The organism is Paracoccus tibetensis, from assembly GCF_900102505.1.
GTDB classification, from domain to species: domain Bacteria; phylum Pseudomonadota; class Alphaproteobacteria; order Rhodobacterales; family Rhodobacteraceae; genus Paracoccus; species Paracoccus tibetensis.
This window is the reverse complement of sequence record NZ_FMVT01000025.1, coordinates 1-15,234: the sequence shown is the minus strand read 5'-3', so window position 1 is coordinate 15,234 and position 15,234 is coordinate 1. Positions and strand designations below refer to the sequence as shown.

The window sequence follows — 15,234 nt, the reverse complement described above, 5'->3', positions numbered from 1 at the left end:
TGGGATCGTCGGTGCGTCGGTGGCGCATCACCTGGTGGAGAATGGCTGGGACGATATTGTCGGGATCGACAAGTCGGGGGTTCCGACGGATGTGGGCTCGACGGCGCATGCCTCGGACTTCTGCTATGCGACCAGCCATGATCTTCTGTCCTGCTGGACGACCATGTACTCGATGGATTTCTACGAGAAGATGGGCAACTACAAGCGCATCGGGGGCCTCGAGGTCGCGCGGGTCGGGGATGATGCGCGCATGGCCGAGCTGAAGCGGCGCGTGGACAGCGGCAAGGCGTTCGGGACCAATGTCAGCATCATCTCGGCGGCCGAGGCCAAGGCGAAGTTCCCGCTCTTGGAGGAGGACCAGATCCAGGGCGCGCTGTGGGACCCCGACGCGGGCCTCGTCGTGCCGCGCTCGCAGACGGTCGCCGGCAAGCTCGTGGACATGGCCGAGGCCGCGGGCAAGCTGAAGGTCTTCGCCAACACCCCCGCGCTGGAGCTGCTGCACGAGAACGGGCGCATCACCGGGGTCCGGACCACGCGCGGCACGATCATGGCCGAGCATGTGGTGGTCTGCGCGGGCCTCTGGGGGCGGCTCATCGCCGAGATGGCGGGCGAGGACCTGCCGGTCATGCCGGTCGATCACCCGCTGACCTTCTTCGGCCCCTATGACGAGTTCGCCGGCACCGGGCTCGAGATCGGGCGGCCCCTGCTGCGCGATCAGGGCAACTCGGCCTATCTGCGCGACACCGGGGACCCGAACACCACCGAGGGCGGCCAGATCGAGTGGGGCTATTACTACGAGAAGGACGTGCGGATGGTCCATCCGCGCGAGCTTCTGGAAAAGCACGAGGCGCGGCTCTCGCCCTCGCAGCGCGACCTGGTGCTGGACGACGTGATCGAGCCGCTCGAGCGCGCGATGGAGCTGACCCCGATCCTGGCCGAGCTGGGCTTCAACGAGAGCCATTCCTTCAACGGCCTTCTGCAGACGACGACCGATGGCGGGCCCTCGATGGGCGAAAGCCGCAAGCTGCGGGGCCTGTGGTATGCCGTGGCGATCTGGGTCAAGGACGGGCCCGGCATGGGCAAGCTGATCGCCGACTGGATGACCAAGGGCCGGACCGAGATCGACCACAACCGGATCGACTACGCCCGCTTCAACGACTTCCAGCTGACCGAGGACTACATCTGGGGCCGCTGCGAGGAGACGGCGGCCAAGATCTACAACCCGCCGGTTCACCCGCGCGAGCCCTTCGCCAACGCCCGCGGCATCCGCCGCTCGCCCTTTTACGAGCGGGAAAAGGAGCTGGGCGGCTACTTCATGGAGCTGGGGGGCTGGGAGCGCGCGCATGGCTATGCCGCGAACGAGCACCTCTTGGAGAAATACGCAGGCCAGGTCCCCGAGCGCCTGAATGAATGGGACAGCCGCCACTTCTGGCGCGTGTCCAATGCCGAGCAGCTGGAGATGAGCGCCGATTGCGGCCTCATCAACCTGTCGCATTTCCACATGACCGACATCTCGGGGCCCGATCACGTGGCGCTGATGGAATGGCTGTGTGCGGCCAGGATCGGCGGCGACGGCAACATCGGCAAGGGCATCTACACCCACATGCTGGACGATCAGGGCATGGTCCGCGCCGACTTCACCGTCTTCCGCATGGCGGGCCGCTGCCGGCTGGTGAACGGCGCCGATGCGGGCCCGCGCGACCTCATCCACATGCGCCGCGTGGCGCAGGACCGCGGCCTCGACGTGACGATCACCGACGTGACCGAGGACTACACCACCATCGGCATCTGGGGCCCGAACGCCCGCGAGCGGCTGAAGACGGTGGTCGCGGACCCGGATGCGCTGGAGGTCGCGAACTTCCCCTTCGCCGCCATCCGCGAGATCGAGATCGCCGGCCGCAAGGTGATGGCCTTCCGCATCTCCTATGTCGGCGAGCAGGGCTGGGAGCTGCACATGCCCTATGGCGACGGGCTGGCGGTCTGGGACGCGCTGCGGGCGGCGGGCGTGATGGCGGTGGGGGTCGAGACCTACGCCAACTCGCGCCGGCTCGAGAAGTCGCTGCGCCTGCAGAACGCCGATCTTCTGACCCAGTACAACCTGCTCGAGGCCGACCTCGCCCGGCCCAAGGTCAAGGAGGCCGATTTCTGCGGCAAGGAAAAGCACCTCGAATACCGCGCCCGCGCGCACCAGCCCGCGATGCTCTGCACGCTGGTGATGACCGACAACGTGGACAGCAGCGGGGTGGCCCGCTACCCGGTCGGCACGCTGCCGGTGATGGACCCGGACACCGGCGCGGTGCTGGTCGACAGCCTCGGGCGGCGTTCCTACACGACCTCGATCGCCTTTGGCCCGAGCGTCGGCCGGAACATCGCGCTGGCCTACCTGCCTTGGGACTACTGCCAGCCGGGCCGCAAGCTGAGCGTCAGCTACTTCGACGAGACCTACCCCGTCGAGGTCGCCGGCATCGGCTACGCGCCGCTCTACGATCCCGAGAACCTCAAGCCGCGCAGCTGACCGGGATGAGCTGACCTAAAGCCCAGGGCGCGGCCGCTCACCCGGCCGCGCCCTCACGCCTGCGCCCCTCATGCCTGCGCCCTCATGCCTGCGCCCCCAGCCAGTCCGCCAGCAGCCGCGCATTGGCCGAGGCCCGTCCGTGCACGCGCAGATAGAAGGGCCAGGGCGAGGGCAGCGCCTCCGCCACCAGCGCCACCAGCCGCCCGGCCTGCAGCTGCGGCCGAAGCAGCGCCTCCCAACCCAGCACCGCCCCGATATGATCCTCCGCCGCCCGCAGCGACACCAGGTAGTTGTTCAACGCAAACGAGGCACCCCGCGCCTCGGGACCGCCAAGCGAACGCAGCCAGTCGGGCCAGCAGGTCCAGCGGGGATCGCTTGAGCGCGTGTAGATCAGCGGTGCCTCGGCCAGGTCCGATAGGCTGCGGATGCCGTGCCGCGCGGCGAAGGTCGGCGTGCCGAGCGCCAGGATGCGGTCCTGCATCAGGATGACCGTCTCGTCCTGCACCTCCTGCGGATCGCCGTAGTGGATGCTGAGATCGACGCCCTCGGGCGCCGGTCCGTCCTGCACCGCCTGCGACAGCGCCACGCCGGGATGCTGCGCCAGAAAGCCGGCGAGCCGCGGCATCAGCCAGAGCGTGCTGACGGCCGTCGTCGCCGCGATCGACACGCCCGAGCGGACCGAGCGGCTGCGGATGCGCCCGACGCTTTCCGCGATCCCCTCCATCCCCCGCTGCACCGCCACGAACAGCAGGGCCCCCGCCTCGGTCAGGTCGACGCCGCGGTGGTTGCGCAAAAAAAGCGGCTGGCCCAGCTCTTGCTCCAGCGCCTTGATGCGGTGGCTGACGGCGGCGGGCGTCACGTTCAGCTCGGACGAGGCGCGCTTGAAGCTCAAATGGCGGGCAGCGACCTCGAAACAGGCAAGATCGCCTAGCGGCGGCAGGTTGTAGGGCTTGGACAAGCTGTCGCATCCGGATCAGAAGGTGTCGCAGGCGGGACCCGCGGCGCATGAGTTTAGCGACGCTAACTTGACGTGAGATTTTATCCCATTGTCAAGGCGCGGCGGGACTGGCTTCGTCCGCGGCAGATCCACCCCGGCTTGCAGGAGCCCACCATGCCCGGACCGACGCCGTCCCTTCCCGAACTTCTGTCCCAGCACCGTCCCGGCCATGGGCTGCCGCAGGCCTTCTACACCTCGGACGAGGTGTTCGCGCAGGACATGGAGACGATCTTCTACCGCGACTGGCTGTTCGCCCTGCCGGCCTGCGCGCTGGAGAAACCCGGCAGCTTCCAGCGGCTGCGGATCGGCGCCTATGACGTGGTCGTGCTGCGCGACAACCAGGGCGGCATCCGCGCCTTCCACAACTCGTGCCGGCACCGCGGCTCGGTCATCTGCACCGCCGCCTCGGGCAAGGTCGCGAAGCTGACCTGCCCCTATCACCAGTGGACCTACGGCCTCGACGGCAAGCTGGTCTGGGCGCGCGACATGGGCGAGGATTTCGACTCGACGCAGCACAGCCTCAAGACCGTCCACTGCCGCGAGGTGGCCGGCCTCGTCTATATCTGCCTGGCCAAGGACGCGCCCAATTTCGACGCCTTCGCCGGCACCGTGACGCCCTATCTGGGCGTGCATGACCTGGGCAACGCGAAGATCGCCTTCCAGTCCACCATCGTCGAGAACGGCAACTGGAAGCTGGTCTGGGAGAACAACCGCGAGTGCTATCACTGCGCGGGCAACCACCCCGACCTCTGCCGCACCTATCCCGAGGACCCCTCGATCACCGGCGTCAGCCCCGACGGCACGTTCCCCGAGAAGGTCGAGACCCACTTCAACCGCCTCGAGGCCGCCGGCGCGCCCTCGCGCTTCAGGATGGGCGAGGACGGGCAGTTCCGCGTCGCGCGCATGCCGCTGCTGGACGGGGCCGAAAGCTACACCGTGAGCGGCAAGATCGCGGTGCAGAAGCGCCTTGGGCAGGTGCCGTTCCTGGATGCCGGCACGCTGCTGATGTTCCACTACCCGACGACCTGGAACCACTTCCTGACCGACCATTCGATCACCTTCCGCGTGACGCCGATCGGCCCGATGCAGACCGAGGTGCAGACCACCTGGCTGGTCAACAAGGACGCCGTCGAGGGCGTGGATTACGACCTGAAGAACCTGACCACGGTCTGGGAGCACACCAACGACGAGGATCGCCGCGTCGTCGAGCACAACCAGCAGGGCATCTGCTCGCCCGCCTACCAGCCGGGGCCGTATTCGACCAAGCACGAGGACGGGGTGATCCAGTTCGTGAACTGGTATCTCCAGCGTCTGCGCAGCCGCCAGCCGCAGCTGGCCGTCGCGGCGGAGTAGGGCGATGCTCGACGCCCGGCAGCAGGCCGTCCTGCCCAAATGGACCGATGACGAGCCGCTGGAATGCGTCTCGATCCTGCCCGAGTCCCCCAATGTCGTAACGGTCTGCTTCCAGGCGCCGTCGGGCCGCCCCTTCGAGTTTCTCGCCGGGCAGTTCCTGACGCTGGAGCTGCCGGTGCCGGGCGGGACGATCCACCGGACCTACACGATCTCGTCCTCGCCCACGCGACCGAAGTCGCTGACCATCACGATCAAGGCGCAGCCGGGCAGCATCGGCACGCGCTGGATCATCGACAATGTCCGCCCCGGAACGCGGCTGAAGGCGAAGGGGCCGGCGGGCCGCTTCACCTCGACCCATTTCCCGGCGCGGAAATACCTGTTCATCTCGGCCGGCTCGGGCATCACCCCGATGATGTCGATGACGACCGAGATCTACGACCTTGGCCGGACCTGCGACATCGTCTTCGTGAACTGCGCGCAGCGCCCGTCCGAGATCATCTTCAAGCGCCGGCTCGAGCACATGGCGAGCCGCATCGAGGGGCTGGACCTGAAATGGGTCGTCCAGCAGAGCGACATCTACCAGCCTTGGACCGGCTATCAGGGCCGCTTCAACCAGCTGATGCTAGGCCTGATGGCGCCCGACTACCTGGAGCGCGAGGTCTTCTGCTGCGGCCCCGAAGGCTTCATGCAGGCGGTCAGCGAGGCGCTGGCCGGGCTCGGCTTCGACATGGCGCATTACCACCAGGAAAGCTTCGGCGCCCCAGAGGCCGGCGATCTGCCGCGGGTCGAGAGCGGCACCAGCGAGGACGTCCCGGCCGATACGGCGCAGCTGGTCTTCCAGGACAGCGGCATCTCGCATGACTGCAGCGCCGCCGACACGGTGCTGGCCGCGGCCCGCGTGGCCGGGGTCGCCATCCCCTACGGGTGCAGCATGGGGGTCTGCGGCAGCTGCCGCATCCGCAAGCTGTCGGGCGATGTGCACATGGTCCACAATGGCGGGATCACCGACGACGAGATCGAGGAGGGCTACATCCTCGCCTGCTGCTCGAACCCCCGCGGCACCGTCACGCTGGAGGCATAGCCTCGGCGGGCGCAGGCCGCGCGCTGCGGATCTCGCCCGGCGTCAGGCCGCGCTCGGATTTGAGCGAGCGCGCCAGGTGCGGCGCGTCGCAGAAGCCGCAGGCCAGCGCGATCTCGGTGACCGACTGCTCGGTTCCCCGCAGGCGCGCGGTCGCGCGGTCCAGCCGGATCTCCAGATAGATCCGGCGCGGCGACTGGCCGAGATCGGACTGGAAGCGCCGCTCCAGCGTCCGGCGGGCGGTGCCGAGCGCCGCCGCGATGTCGTCGACGCTCAGCGGCTGCTCGATGTTCTGCTGCATCTTCAGGACGGCACGCTTGACCAGCTCGTCCCGCGCCTGCCGGGCCAGCATCTGGCCGGGCTGGGCGCGCTGTCCGCTGAGCGCGTCCTCGATCATCATGATGTTGAGGCTCTTGGTGGCGGCGGACTGCCCGACATGGCGCTGCACGAGGAAGGCCGCCAGATGCGCCGCGCCGTGCCCGCCCGAACAGGTCAGTCGGTCGCGGTCCACCACGAAGATCTGGTCCGAAACCGGCGTCTCGTGCTCGAAGCGGTCGAGGAAGTCCTGGTGGTGGAACCAGCTCACGCAGCAGCGATAGCCCTGCAGAAGCCCCGCCGCCTGCAGCGTGAAGACCCCGGTGCAGAGGCCGACCAGCGGGACGCCGCGCGCCGCCGTGTCGGCGATGAAGCGCATCGCCTCGGGCGAGAAGGCCGCGCGGTCGCTGATCAGCCCGCCGACGACGACAAGGTAATCGAAGGCGCCGGCGCGGCGCAGCGGCACCTCGGGCTGCACCTTGACCCCGCAGCTCGAGCGGACTGCCTCCATCCCGTCCGACAGCACGGTCCAGCCGCAGAGGATGGGGCGCGACTTGTCCGCGTCGTCCGCCGCCAGCCGCAGCACGTCCACGAAATTGGCGAAGGCCGACAGGGTGAACTGGTCGGCCAAAAGGAAGGCGACGCGCAGGCGCTTCTGCGGCGGAGGGGCGACAGGGGTCATGGCGCGATCCTACATGGCGGCTGGCGCAAATCTACAAACGAACGATGTCATAAAGACATAATGTGACAGGCAGCTGCGATGAAGAGGGCCCCTGCCATGCAACGTTTCTCTGCCATGTCCTTGCTCAAGAACGCGCTGTCGGGCCACAAGAACTGGCGCGAGCAGTGGCCGGACAGCCAACCCAAGGCCGAATACGATGTCGTCATCGTCGGCGCGGGCGGCCACGGCCTCGGCGCGGCCTACTACCTCGCCAAAGAGCACGGCATCACCAATGTCGCGGTAATCGACAAGGGCTGGCTGGGCGGCGGCAACACGGGCCGGAACACGACCATCATCCGCTCGAACTACCTCTATGACGAAAGCGCGCGGCTCTACGATCACGCGCTGGACCTGTGGGAGAACCTCAGCCAAGAGCTGAACTACAACGTCATGTATTCCAAGCGCGGCGTGATGATGCTGGCGCATAACGTCCATGACGTGCAGTCCTTCCAGCGCCACATCCACGCCAACCGCCTGAACGGCGTCGACAACCGCTGGCTGTCGAAGGAAGAGGCCAAGGCCTTCTGCCCGCCGCTGAACATCAGCCCCGATGCGCGCTACCCGGTGATGGGGGCGGCGCTGCAGATGCGGGCGGGCACGGCGCGGCACGACGCGGTGGCCTGGGGCTATGCGCGGGCGGCGGCGGCGCGGGGCGTCGACATCATCCAGAACTGCCCGGTCATCGCGATCCGTCGCGGCCCGGACGGTGCGGTGCAGGGCGTCGACACCGCGAAGGGCTTCATCAAGGCCAAGAAGGTCGCCGTCTCGGCCGCCGGTCACACCAGCGTCGTCATGGACAGCGCCGGCGTCCGGATGCCGCTGGAAAGCTTCCCGCTGCAGGCCCTCGTCAGCGAGCCGGTCAAGCCGATCTTCCCCTGCGTCGTGATGTCGAACACCGTCCACGCCTATATCAGCCAGTCCGACAAGGGCGAGCTGGTGATCGGCTCGGGCACCGACCAATACACCAGCTACAGCCAGCGCGGCGGGCTCCCGCTGATCGAGCATACCGTCGCCGCCATCTGCGAGGTCTTCCCGATCTTCAACCGCATGCGGATGCTGCGCAAATGGGGCGGGATCGTGGACGTGACGCCCGACCGCTCGGCCATCGTCGGCAAGACGCCGGTCAAGGGGCTCTATGTCAACTGCGGTTGGGGCACGGGCGGCTTCAAGGCGACGCCCGGCGCGGCGCATACGCTGGCCTGGACCGTCGCCAAGGACGAGCCGCACCCGATCAACGCGCCCTTCACGCTTGAACGCTTCACCACCGGCCGGCTGATCGACGAGGCCGCCGCCGCCGCAGTTGCCCACTAGTCTGCGCGCACTGAGAGGTTCCCCATGCTTCTGATCCACTGCCCCTATTGCGACGAGACCCTGCCCGAGGCCGAGTTCGCCTATGCCGGCGAGGCGCACATTTCGCGCCCCGCCGATCCCATGGCCCTCTCGGACGAGGAATGGCGCGATTTCCTGTTCATCCGCACCAACGCGCGCGGCCCGCATTACGAGCGCTGGCGCCACATCCACGGCTGCGGGCGCTTCTTCAACGCCCTGCGCGACACGGTCAGCGACCGTTTCCTGACGACCTACAAGGCCGGCGAAGAGCGCCCGGCAGAAGCCAAACTGGAGGCCGCGGAATGAGCCGTTACCGCATCCCGGGCATGGGCCGGGTCGATCCCGCCAAGCCCGTCAGCTTCACCTTCGACGGCAAGCCCTACACCGGCCTGCGCGGCGACACCGTCGCCTCGGCGCTGCTGTCCCATGGCGTCCACCTGATGGGACGGTCGTTCAAGTATCACCGCCCGCGCGGCCCGGTCACCGCGGGGTCCGAGGAACCGAACGCCCTCATCGGCACCTCGCGCGGTCCGGGGCGGTTCGAGCCGAACACCCGCGCCACCGTGCAGGAACTGCGCGAGGGGCTTCAGGCCGAAAGCCAGAACAAGTTCCCGTCGCTGAAATTCGACATCGGGGCGGTAAACGACCGCGCCTACATGCTGTTCTCGGCGGGCTTCTACTACAAGACCTTCATGTGGCCGCGCAGCTTCTGGGACAAGGTCTACGAGCCCTTCATCCGCGCCGCCGCCGGCCTCGGCAAATCTCCGACCGAGGTTGACCCCGACACCTACGCCCACCGCAACCTGCACACCGACGTGCTGGTGGTGGGCGGGGGCGCGGCGGGCATCCAGGCCGCTCTGGTTGCCGCGAAGTCCGGCGCCCGCGTCGTGCTGGTCGACGAGAACCCCGAGATGGGCGGCTCCCTGCTGTCCGATCCCGCTGTCCGCATTGACGGCCGCGGTTCCTGGGCCTGGCTGGCCGAGCAGCTGTCGCAACTGCGCGCCGCCGGCGTCACGCTGATGACCCGCACCACGGCCATCGGCTATTACCACCAGAACTTCGTCGGCCTCGTCGAGCGGGTGACGGATCACCTCGACCAGCCGCCGTCCGGCGCCCCCCGCGAGCGGATGTGGCATGTCCGTGCCGGTCAGGTGATCCTGGCGCAGGGAGCGCTGGAAAAGCCGCTGGTCTTCGACGGCAACGACCGGCCCGGCGTCATGCTGGCAGGCGCAGCGCAGACCTATCTGAACCGCTACGGCGTGAAGGTCGGCGACAATGCCGCGGTGGTCACCAGCCATGACAGCGCCTGGTATGCCGCCTTCGATCTGGTCGATGCCGGCGCCCGCGTCTCGGCCATTGCCGACACCCGCGATCATGTCCGCACCGATCTGGTCGACGCTGCCCGCAAGCGCGGGATCGAGGTTCTGACCAGCCACACCGCCACGGCGACCTATGGCCGCCTGCGCGTCAAGGCCGTCCGCGTGAACCCGGTCCGCCATGGCCAGGTCGGCGCGGGCCGCAAGATCGCCTGTGACGTGCTCTTGATCTCGGGCGGCTGGACGCCCTCGCTGCACCTCTTCTCGCACACCAAGGGCTCGCTCAGCTGGGACGCGGAAAGCCGCACCTTCCTGCCGAACCACAAGACCGAGGCCTGCCAGATCGCCGGCGCCGGTCGCGGGCTCTGGGGCTACGGCCCGGCGCTGGAGGATGGCGCGCGCGCCGGCCTCGCCGCCGTCGAGGCGCTCGGCCGCACGTCCGAGCCGCTGGCCGCCCGCGTCGAGGGCGACCGCCCCGGCACCGGCGCCATCCAGACCGAGCTGCCGACCGACCGCAGCGCCGGCAAGGCTAAGGCCTTCGTCGACTACCAGAACGACGTGACCGCCAAGGACATCCGCCTGGCCGTGCGCGAGGGGATGCGCTCGATCGAGCACGTCAAGCGCTACACCACCAACGGCATGGCGACCGATCAGGGCAAGATGTCGAACATCAACGGCCTGATGATCGCCGCCGACGCGCTTGGGAAGGAGCCGCCGCAGGTCGGGCTGACCACCTTCCGCCCGCCCTACACGCCGACCAGCTTCGGGGCCTTCGCGGGCTATCACAAGGGCGCCACCTTCGAGCTGACGCGCAAGACGCCCATCGATCCTTGGGCCGAGGCGAACGGCGCGGTGTTCGAGCCGGTCTCGCTGTGGCGCCGCGCCTGGTACTTCCCGAAAGGGACCGAGGACATGCATGCTGCCGTGGCGCGCGAGTGCCGCGCGACGCGGGCCTCGGCCGGCATGTTCGACGCCTCGACCCTCGGCAAGATCGAGGTCGCGGGCCCGGATGCGACCGAGTTTATGAACCGCATGTACACCAACCCCTGGACCAAGCTGGCGCCGGGCCGGTGCCGCTACGGGCTGCTCTTGGGCGAGGACGGGTTCATCCGCGACGACGGCGTCATCGGCCGCCTGTCTCAGGACCTTTTCCACGTCACCACCACCACCGGCGGTGCGGCGCGCGTCCTGAACATGATGGAGGACTACCTCCAGACCGAATGGCCGGACCTGAACGTCTGGCTGACCTCGACCACCGAGCAATGGGCGACCGTCGCCGTCAACGGCCCGAACGCCCGCAAGGTGATCGCGCCGCTGGTAGAGGGCCTGGACCTCTCGGACGAGACCTTCCCGCATATGTCGGTTGCAGAATGCACCGTGGCCGGCCTGCCCGCGCGCCTCTTCCGCATCAGCTTCACGGGCGAATTGGGCTTCGAGATCAACGTCCCCTCCCGCCACGGCCTCGCGCTGTGGAAGGCGATCCACCAGGCGGGCCAGCCCTACGACATCTGCCCCTACGGCACCGAGACGATGCACGTCCTGCGCGCCGAGAAGGGCTACATCATCGTCGGGCAGGACACGGACGGCACGGTGACGCCGCAGGATGCGGGCCTCGATTGGGCGGTCGGCAAGGCGAAGAAGGACTTCGTCGGCAAGCGGTCTCTCCAACGCCCGGACATCGTCGCGCCGAACCGCAAGCAGCTGGTCGGCCTGCTGACCGAGGACGGCACGAAGCTGGAAGAAGGCGCGCAGATCGTGCTGGACCCGAACCAGACGCTGCCGATGACGATGGCGGGGCACGTCACCTCGTCCTACGACTCGACGGCGCTTGGTCGGCCCATCGCGATGGCGGTCATCACCGGCGGGCATGGGCGGATGGGCGAGACGGTGCATATCCCGATGCCGAACGGCACGGTGAAGGCCACGATCACCTCGACCAACTTCTACGACCCCGAGGGGGAACGGCTGAAAGCCTGAGGAGCGCGCCATGACCACCCAACGCCACGACTTCAACGCCGCGCCCTTCCTGCTGGAAGAGCTGCCCTGGACCCCTCGCTTCTCGCTGCGCGTGCGCCCCGCGAACCGCGCCGCGCTGGCGCAGGCCCTCGGGCTGACGCTGCCCGAGCGGATCGGCCAGCGCGCCACCACCGGCGAGGCCGAGGCCCTGTGCCTCGGCCCCGACGAGTGGCTGATCCTGACCACCGAGGCGCAGCGCGACGCGCTGGCCGCCGCCGGGGCAGGGGCCTATGCCGCCATCCCGCACAGCCTCGTCGAGATCAGCGACCGCGAGATTACGCTGCGCCTTTCCGGCCCGCAGGCGCTGACCGCGCTGACCGCCGGCTGCCTGCGCGATGTCGAGGCCATCGCCACCGGCACCGCCGCCCGCACGCTGTTCGACACGGCCACGGTCGTCCTGTGGCGCGACGGGGCGGACAGTTTCCGCATGGATGTCTGGCGCAGTTTCCTGCCGCATGTCCGCGCCATCCTTGACAAGATCACGGTTGAACTGAAGACCGGTCTCTGACGCCCTCCTTCCGAAAGGCTATCTCCATGCTCGACTTCAAGACCCAGACCATCTCGGACAGCGCCATCGCCGACGCCATCGGCCGCGAGCTGGGGCGTCAGCAGGACCAGATCGAACTGATCGCCTCCGAGAACATCGTCTCGCCCGACGTGCTGGCAGCCCAAGGCTCGGTCCTGACGAACAAGTACGCCGAGGGCTATCCGGGCAAGCGCTACTACGGCGGCTGCGAGTTCGTGGACGAGGTCGAGGACATCGCCCGCGACCGCCTGAAACAGCTGTTCGGCGCGGCGCATGCCAACGTGCAGCCCCATTCCGGCGCGCAGGCGAACCAGGCGGTGTTCCTGGCGCTGCTGCAGCCCGGCGACAAGATCATGGGCCTGTCGCTGGCGCATGGCGGCCACCTGACCCACGGCTCGCCGGTCACCATGTCGGGCAAGTGGTTCGACGTCGTCAGCTACGAGGTCGAGGAAGACACGCACCTGATCGACATGGACAAGGTCCGCGCGAAGGCGCTGGCCGAGAAGCCGAAGCTGATCGTCGCGGGTGCCTCGGCCTATCCGCGCCACATGGACTTCGCCGCCTTCCGCGCCATTGCGGACGAGGTGGGCGCCTATCTCATGGTGGACATGGCCCATTACGCGGGCCTCATCGCGGCAGGCGAGTATCCGAACCCGGTGCCGCATGCCCATGTCACGACCTCGACCACGCACAAGACCCTGCGCGGCCCACGCGGCGGCGTGATCCTGACCAATGACGACGACCTGGCCAAGAAGTTTAACTCGGCGGTGTTCCCGGGCAACCAGGGCGGCCCGCTGATGCACGTCATCGCCGCCAAGGCCGTGGCCTTCGGCGAGGCGCTGCAGCCCTCGTTCAAGGACTACGCGAAGAACGTCATCGCCAATGCCCGCGTGCTGGCCGAGACGCTGACCGAAGGCGGCATGGGCATCGTCTCGGGCGGCACCGACTGCCACATGGTCCTGTGCGACCTGCGCCCCCTTGGCGTGACCGGCAAGGCCGCCGAGATCGCGCTGGAGCGTGCGGGCCTGACCTGCAACAAGAACGCGATCCCCTTCGATCCGGAAAAGCCCTTCATCACCTCGGGCATCCGCCTCGGCTCCTCGGCCGGCACCACGCGCGGCTTCGGCCAGGCCGAATTCCGCCAGATCGGCGAGATGATCCTGCGCGTCCTGCGCGCGCTGAAGGCCAATCCCGAGGGCGACGCCGCGCTCGAGGCCGAAGTCCGCGCCGAGGTCAAGGCGATCTGCGACCGCTTCCCGATCTACGGGGCGTGAATGTTCCTCTCGGTCTTCGACATCTTCAAGATCGGCATCGGCCCGTCGTCCTCGCACACGATGGGCCCGATGGTCGCCGCCGCGCGCTTCCTTGACGATCTGCGCGGCGGGGCCGAGAAGATCCCCGGCGCGACCCGTCCGCACCGGCTCTATGCCAGCCTGCACGGCAGCCTCGCCTTCACCGGCAAGGGGCATGCGACGGATCGGGCGGTCATCCTGGGCCTCTGCGGGTTGCGCCCCGACACGATGGACCCCGACCGCGCCGAGGAGATCGAGGCCGAGGTCCGCCGCAGCGGCATCGTCCGTCCCGAGAGGCTGGGCGAGCTGGTCTTCCAGCCCGACCGCGACCTGGTCTTCGACTACGGACCGGCCCTGCCGGGCCACCCGAACGGCATGATCCTGAAGGCCTTCGACCCGGCCGGCGCCACCTACCACCAGCAGACCTACTATTCCGTCGGCGGCGGCTTCGTCGTCACCAAGCCCGAGCTAGAGGCCGCGCAGGCCGGCCAGGCGCCCGTCCAGCACGCGGCCGGCGTGCCCTTCCCCTTCGAGACGGCCGCGCAGATGCTGCACATGGGCATCGCCTCGGGCCGCAGCATCGCGCAGATGAAGCGCGCGAACGAGGAGGCGGTGCTGGGCGACCGGCTCGACGACCGGCTGGACCAGATCTGGGAGGCGATGGACGCCTGCATCTCGCGCGGGCTGGTGCAGGACGGCATCCTGCCGGGCGGTCTGAAGGTGCGCCGCCGCGCGAAGTCGATCCACCAGCAGCTCGAGGGCGAGCGGGGGCGCAACCTCAACCAGCCCCACCAGGCGAATGACTGGCTCAGCGTCTACGCGATGGCGGTGAACGAGGAGAACGCGGCCGGCGGGCGCGTCGTCACCTCGCCAACCAACGGCGCCGCGGGCGTGGTGCCGGCGGTGGGGCGCTACTATCTCGACCATTGCGTCGGCGCGCACCGGGACGGCATCCGCGACTACCTGCTGGTCGCCGCGGCGATCGGCGGGCTGATCAAGCACAACGCCTCGATCTCGGGGGCCGAGGTGGGCTGCCAGGGCGAGGTCGGCTCGGCCTCGGCGATGGCGGCGGCGGGGCTCTGCGCGGTCCTCGGCGGCACCAACGCCCAGATCGAGAACGCCGCCGAGATCGCGCTCGAGCATCATCTCGGCATGACCTGCGATCCGGCCGCGGGCCTCGTGCAGGTGCCCTGCATCGAGCGCAACGCGCTCGGCGCGATCAAGGCCGTCTCGGCCGCCAGCCTCGCGCTGCGGGGCGACGGCAGCCATTTCCTGCCGCTGGACAACTGCATCCGGGTGATGCGCGACACCGGCCGGGACATGAACGAGAAGTACAAGGAAACCTCGCAGGGCGGCATCGCCGTCAACCTGCCGGAATGCTGACGAAGAAAGACCATGCATGACCGTTGATACCGAATTCGCGCGCGAGTCGATGGAGTATGATGTCGTGATCGTGGGTGCGGGGCCTGCGGGTCTTTCGGCGGCGATCCGGCTGAAGCAGCTCGACGCGGATCTGTCGGTGGTGGTGCTGGAGAAGGGGTCGGAGGTCGGGGCGCATATCCTCTCGGGGGCGGTGCTGGACCCCTGCGGGCTGGACGCGCTGATCCCCGACTGGCGCGAGCGGGGCGCGCCGGTGACGACCGAGGTGACGGACGACAATTTCTACATCCTCGGCGCGGCGGGGCAGGTGCGGGTGCCGAACTGGCCCATGCCGCCCCTGATGACGAACCACGGCAACTACATCGTCAGCATGGGCAATGTCTGCCGCTGGATGGC

General features: G+C 68.5%; 12 protein-coding genes. 10 read left to right on the top strand and 2 right to left on the bottom strand.

From position 1 onward, the window contains the following. Positions 1 to 2,515, top strand: a 2,515-nt coding sequence (locus BLP73_RS18605) for a GcvT family protein (RefSeq protein WP_090748464.1), incomplete at its 5' end; no start/stop codon positions are given. 82 nt (positions 2,516 to 2,597) lie between these two features. Here the strand turns inward: BLP73_RS18605 and BLP73_RS18600 are convergent. Next, the gene (locus BLP73_RS18600) at positions 2,598 to 3,473 is read right to left on the bottom strand and encodes a LysR family transcriptional regulator (protein WP_090748461.1); all 876 of its coding nucleotides are present in this window, start codon (positions 3,471 to 3,473) and stop codon (positions 2,598 to 2,600) included. A gap of 153 nt (positions 3,474 to 3,626) precedes the next feature. Here BLP73_RS18600 and BLP73_RS18595 point away from each other — a divergent pair, with 153 nt between their 5' ends. Together BLP73_RS18595 and BLP73_RS18590 are read left to right on the top strand one after the other, a co-directional pair. Further along, complete coding sequence (locus tag BLP73_RS18595; protein ID WP_090748458.1) at positions 3,627 to 4,865, top strand: aromatic ring-hydroxylating oxygenase subunit alpha; 1,239 nt, start codon at positions 3,627 to 3,629, stop codon at positions 4,863 to 4,865. A gap of 4 nt (positions 4,866 to 4,869) precedes the next feature. Continuing rightward, complete coding sequence (locus tag BLP73_RS18590; protein ID WP_090748455.1) at positions 4,870 to 5,946, top strand: FAD-binding oxidoreductase; 1,077 nt, start codon at positions 4,870 to 4,872, stop codon at positions 5,944 to 5,946. Here BLP73_RS18590 and BLP73_RS18585 read toward each other — a convergent pair. Then, positions 5,930 to 6,940 carry a GlxA family transcriptional regulator gene (locus tag BLP73_RS18585; RefSeq protein ID WP_090748452.1) on the bottom strand — a complete coding sequence of 337 codons (1,011 nt, stop codon included), beginning with the start codon at positions 6,938 to 6,940 and terminating at the stop codon, positions 5,930 to 5,932. The genes BLP73_RS18590 and BLP73_RS18585 overlap by 17 nt on opposite strands. 96 nt (positions 6,941 to 7,036) lie before the next feature. Between BLP73_RS18585 and BLP73_RS18580 the strand changes: the two genes are divergently transcribed. The 7 genes from BLP73_RS18580 to BLP73_RS18550 all read left to right on the top strand — a co-directional run. Then, the gene (locus tag BLP73_RS18580; RefSeq protein WP_090748450.1) at positions 7,037 to 8,290 is read left to right on the top strand and encodes a sarcosine oxidase subunit beta family protein; all 1,254 of its coding nucleotides are present in this window, start codon (positions 7,037 to 7,039) and stop codon (positions 8,288 to 8,290) included. A 24-nt stretch (positions 8,291 to 8,314) separates the two neighbouring features. After that, positions 8,315 to 8,614 carry a sarcosine oxidase subunit delta gene (locus BLP73_RS18575; protein WP_090748448.1) on the top strand — a complete coding sequence of 100 codons (300 nt, stop codon included), beginning with the start codon at positions 8,315 to 8,317 and terminating at the stop codon, positions 8,612 to 8,614. After that, positions 8,611 to 11,601 carry a sarcosine oxidase subunit alpha gene (locus tag BLP73_RS18570; protein ID WP_090748445.1) on the top strand — a complete coding sequence of 997 codons (2,991 nt, stop codon included), beginning with the start codon at positions 8,611 to 8,613 and terminating at the stop codon, positions 11,599 to 11,601. Before BLP73_RS18575 ends, BLP73_RS18570 begins: the two co-directional genes overlap by 4 nt. A gap of 10 nt (positions 11,602 to 11,611) precedes the next feature. Next, positions 11,612 to 12,148: a sarcosine oxidase subunit gamma gene (locus tag BLP73_RS18565; protein ID WP_090748441.1), complete on the top strand. Its 537-nt coding sequence runs from the start codon at positions 11,612 to 11,614 to the stop codon at positions 12,146 to 12,148. A gap of 26 nt (positions 12,149 to 12,174) precedes the next feature. Further along, a complete protein-coding gene (gene glyA, locus BLP73_RS18560; protein ID WP_090748438.1) occupies positions 12,175 to 13,440 on the top strand; it encodes a serine hydroxymethyltransferase in 1,266 nt (421 codons plus the stop codon). Continuing rightward, positions 13,441 to 14,841: an L-serine ammonia-lyase gene (locus tag BLP73_RS18555; RefSeq protein WP_090748435.1), complete on the top strand. Its 1,401-nt coding sequence runs from the start codon at positions 13,441 to 13,443 to the stop codon at positions 14,839 to 14,841. Positions 14,842 to 14,857: 16 nt separating this feature from the next. After that, positions 14,858 to 15,234, top strand: a 377-nt coding sequence (locus tag BLP73_RS18550) for an NAD(P)/FAD-dependent oxidoreductase (RefSeq protein ID WP_139165966.1), incomplete at its 3' end; no start/stop codon positions are given.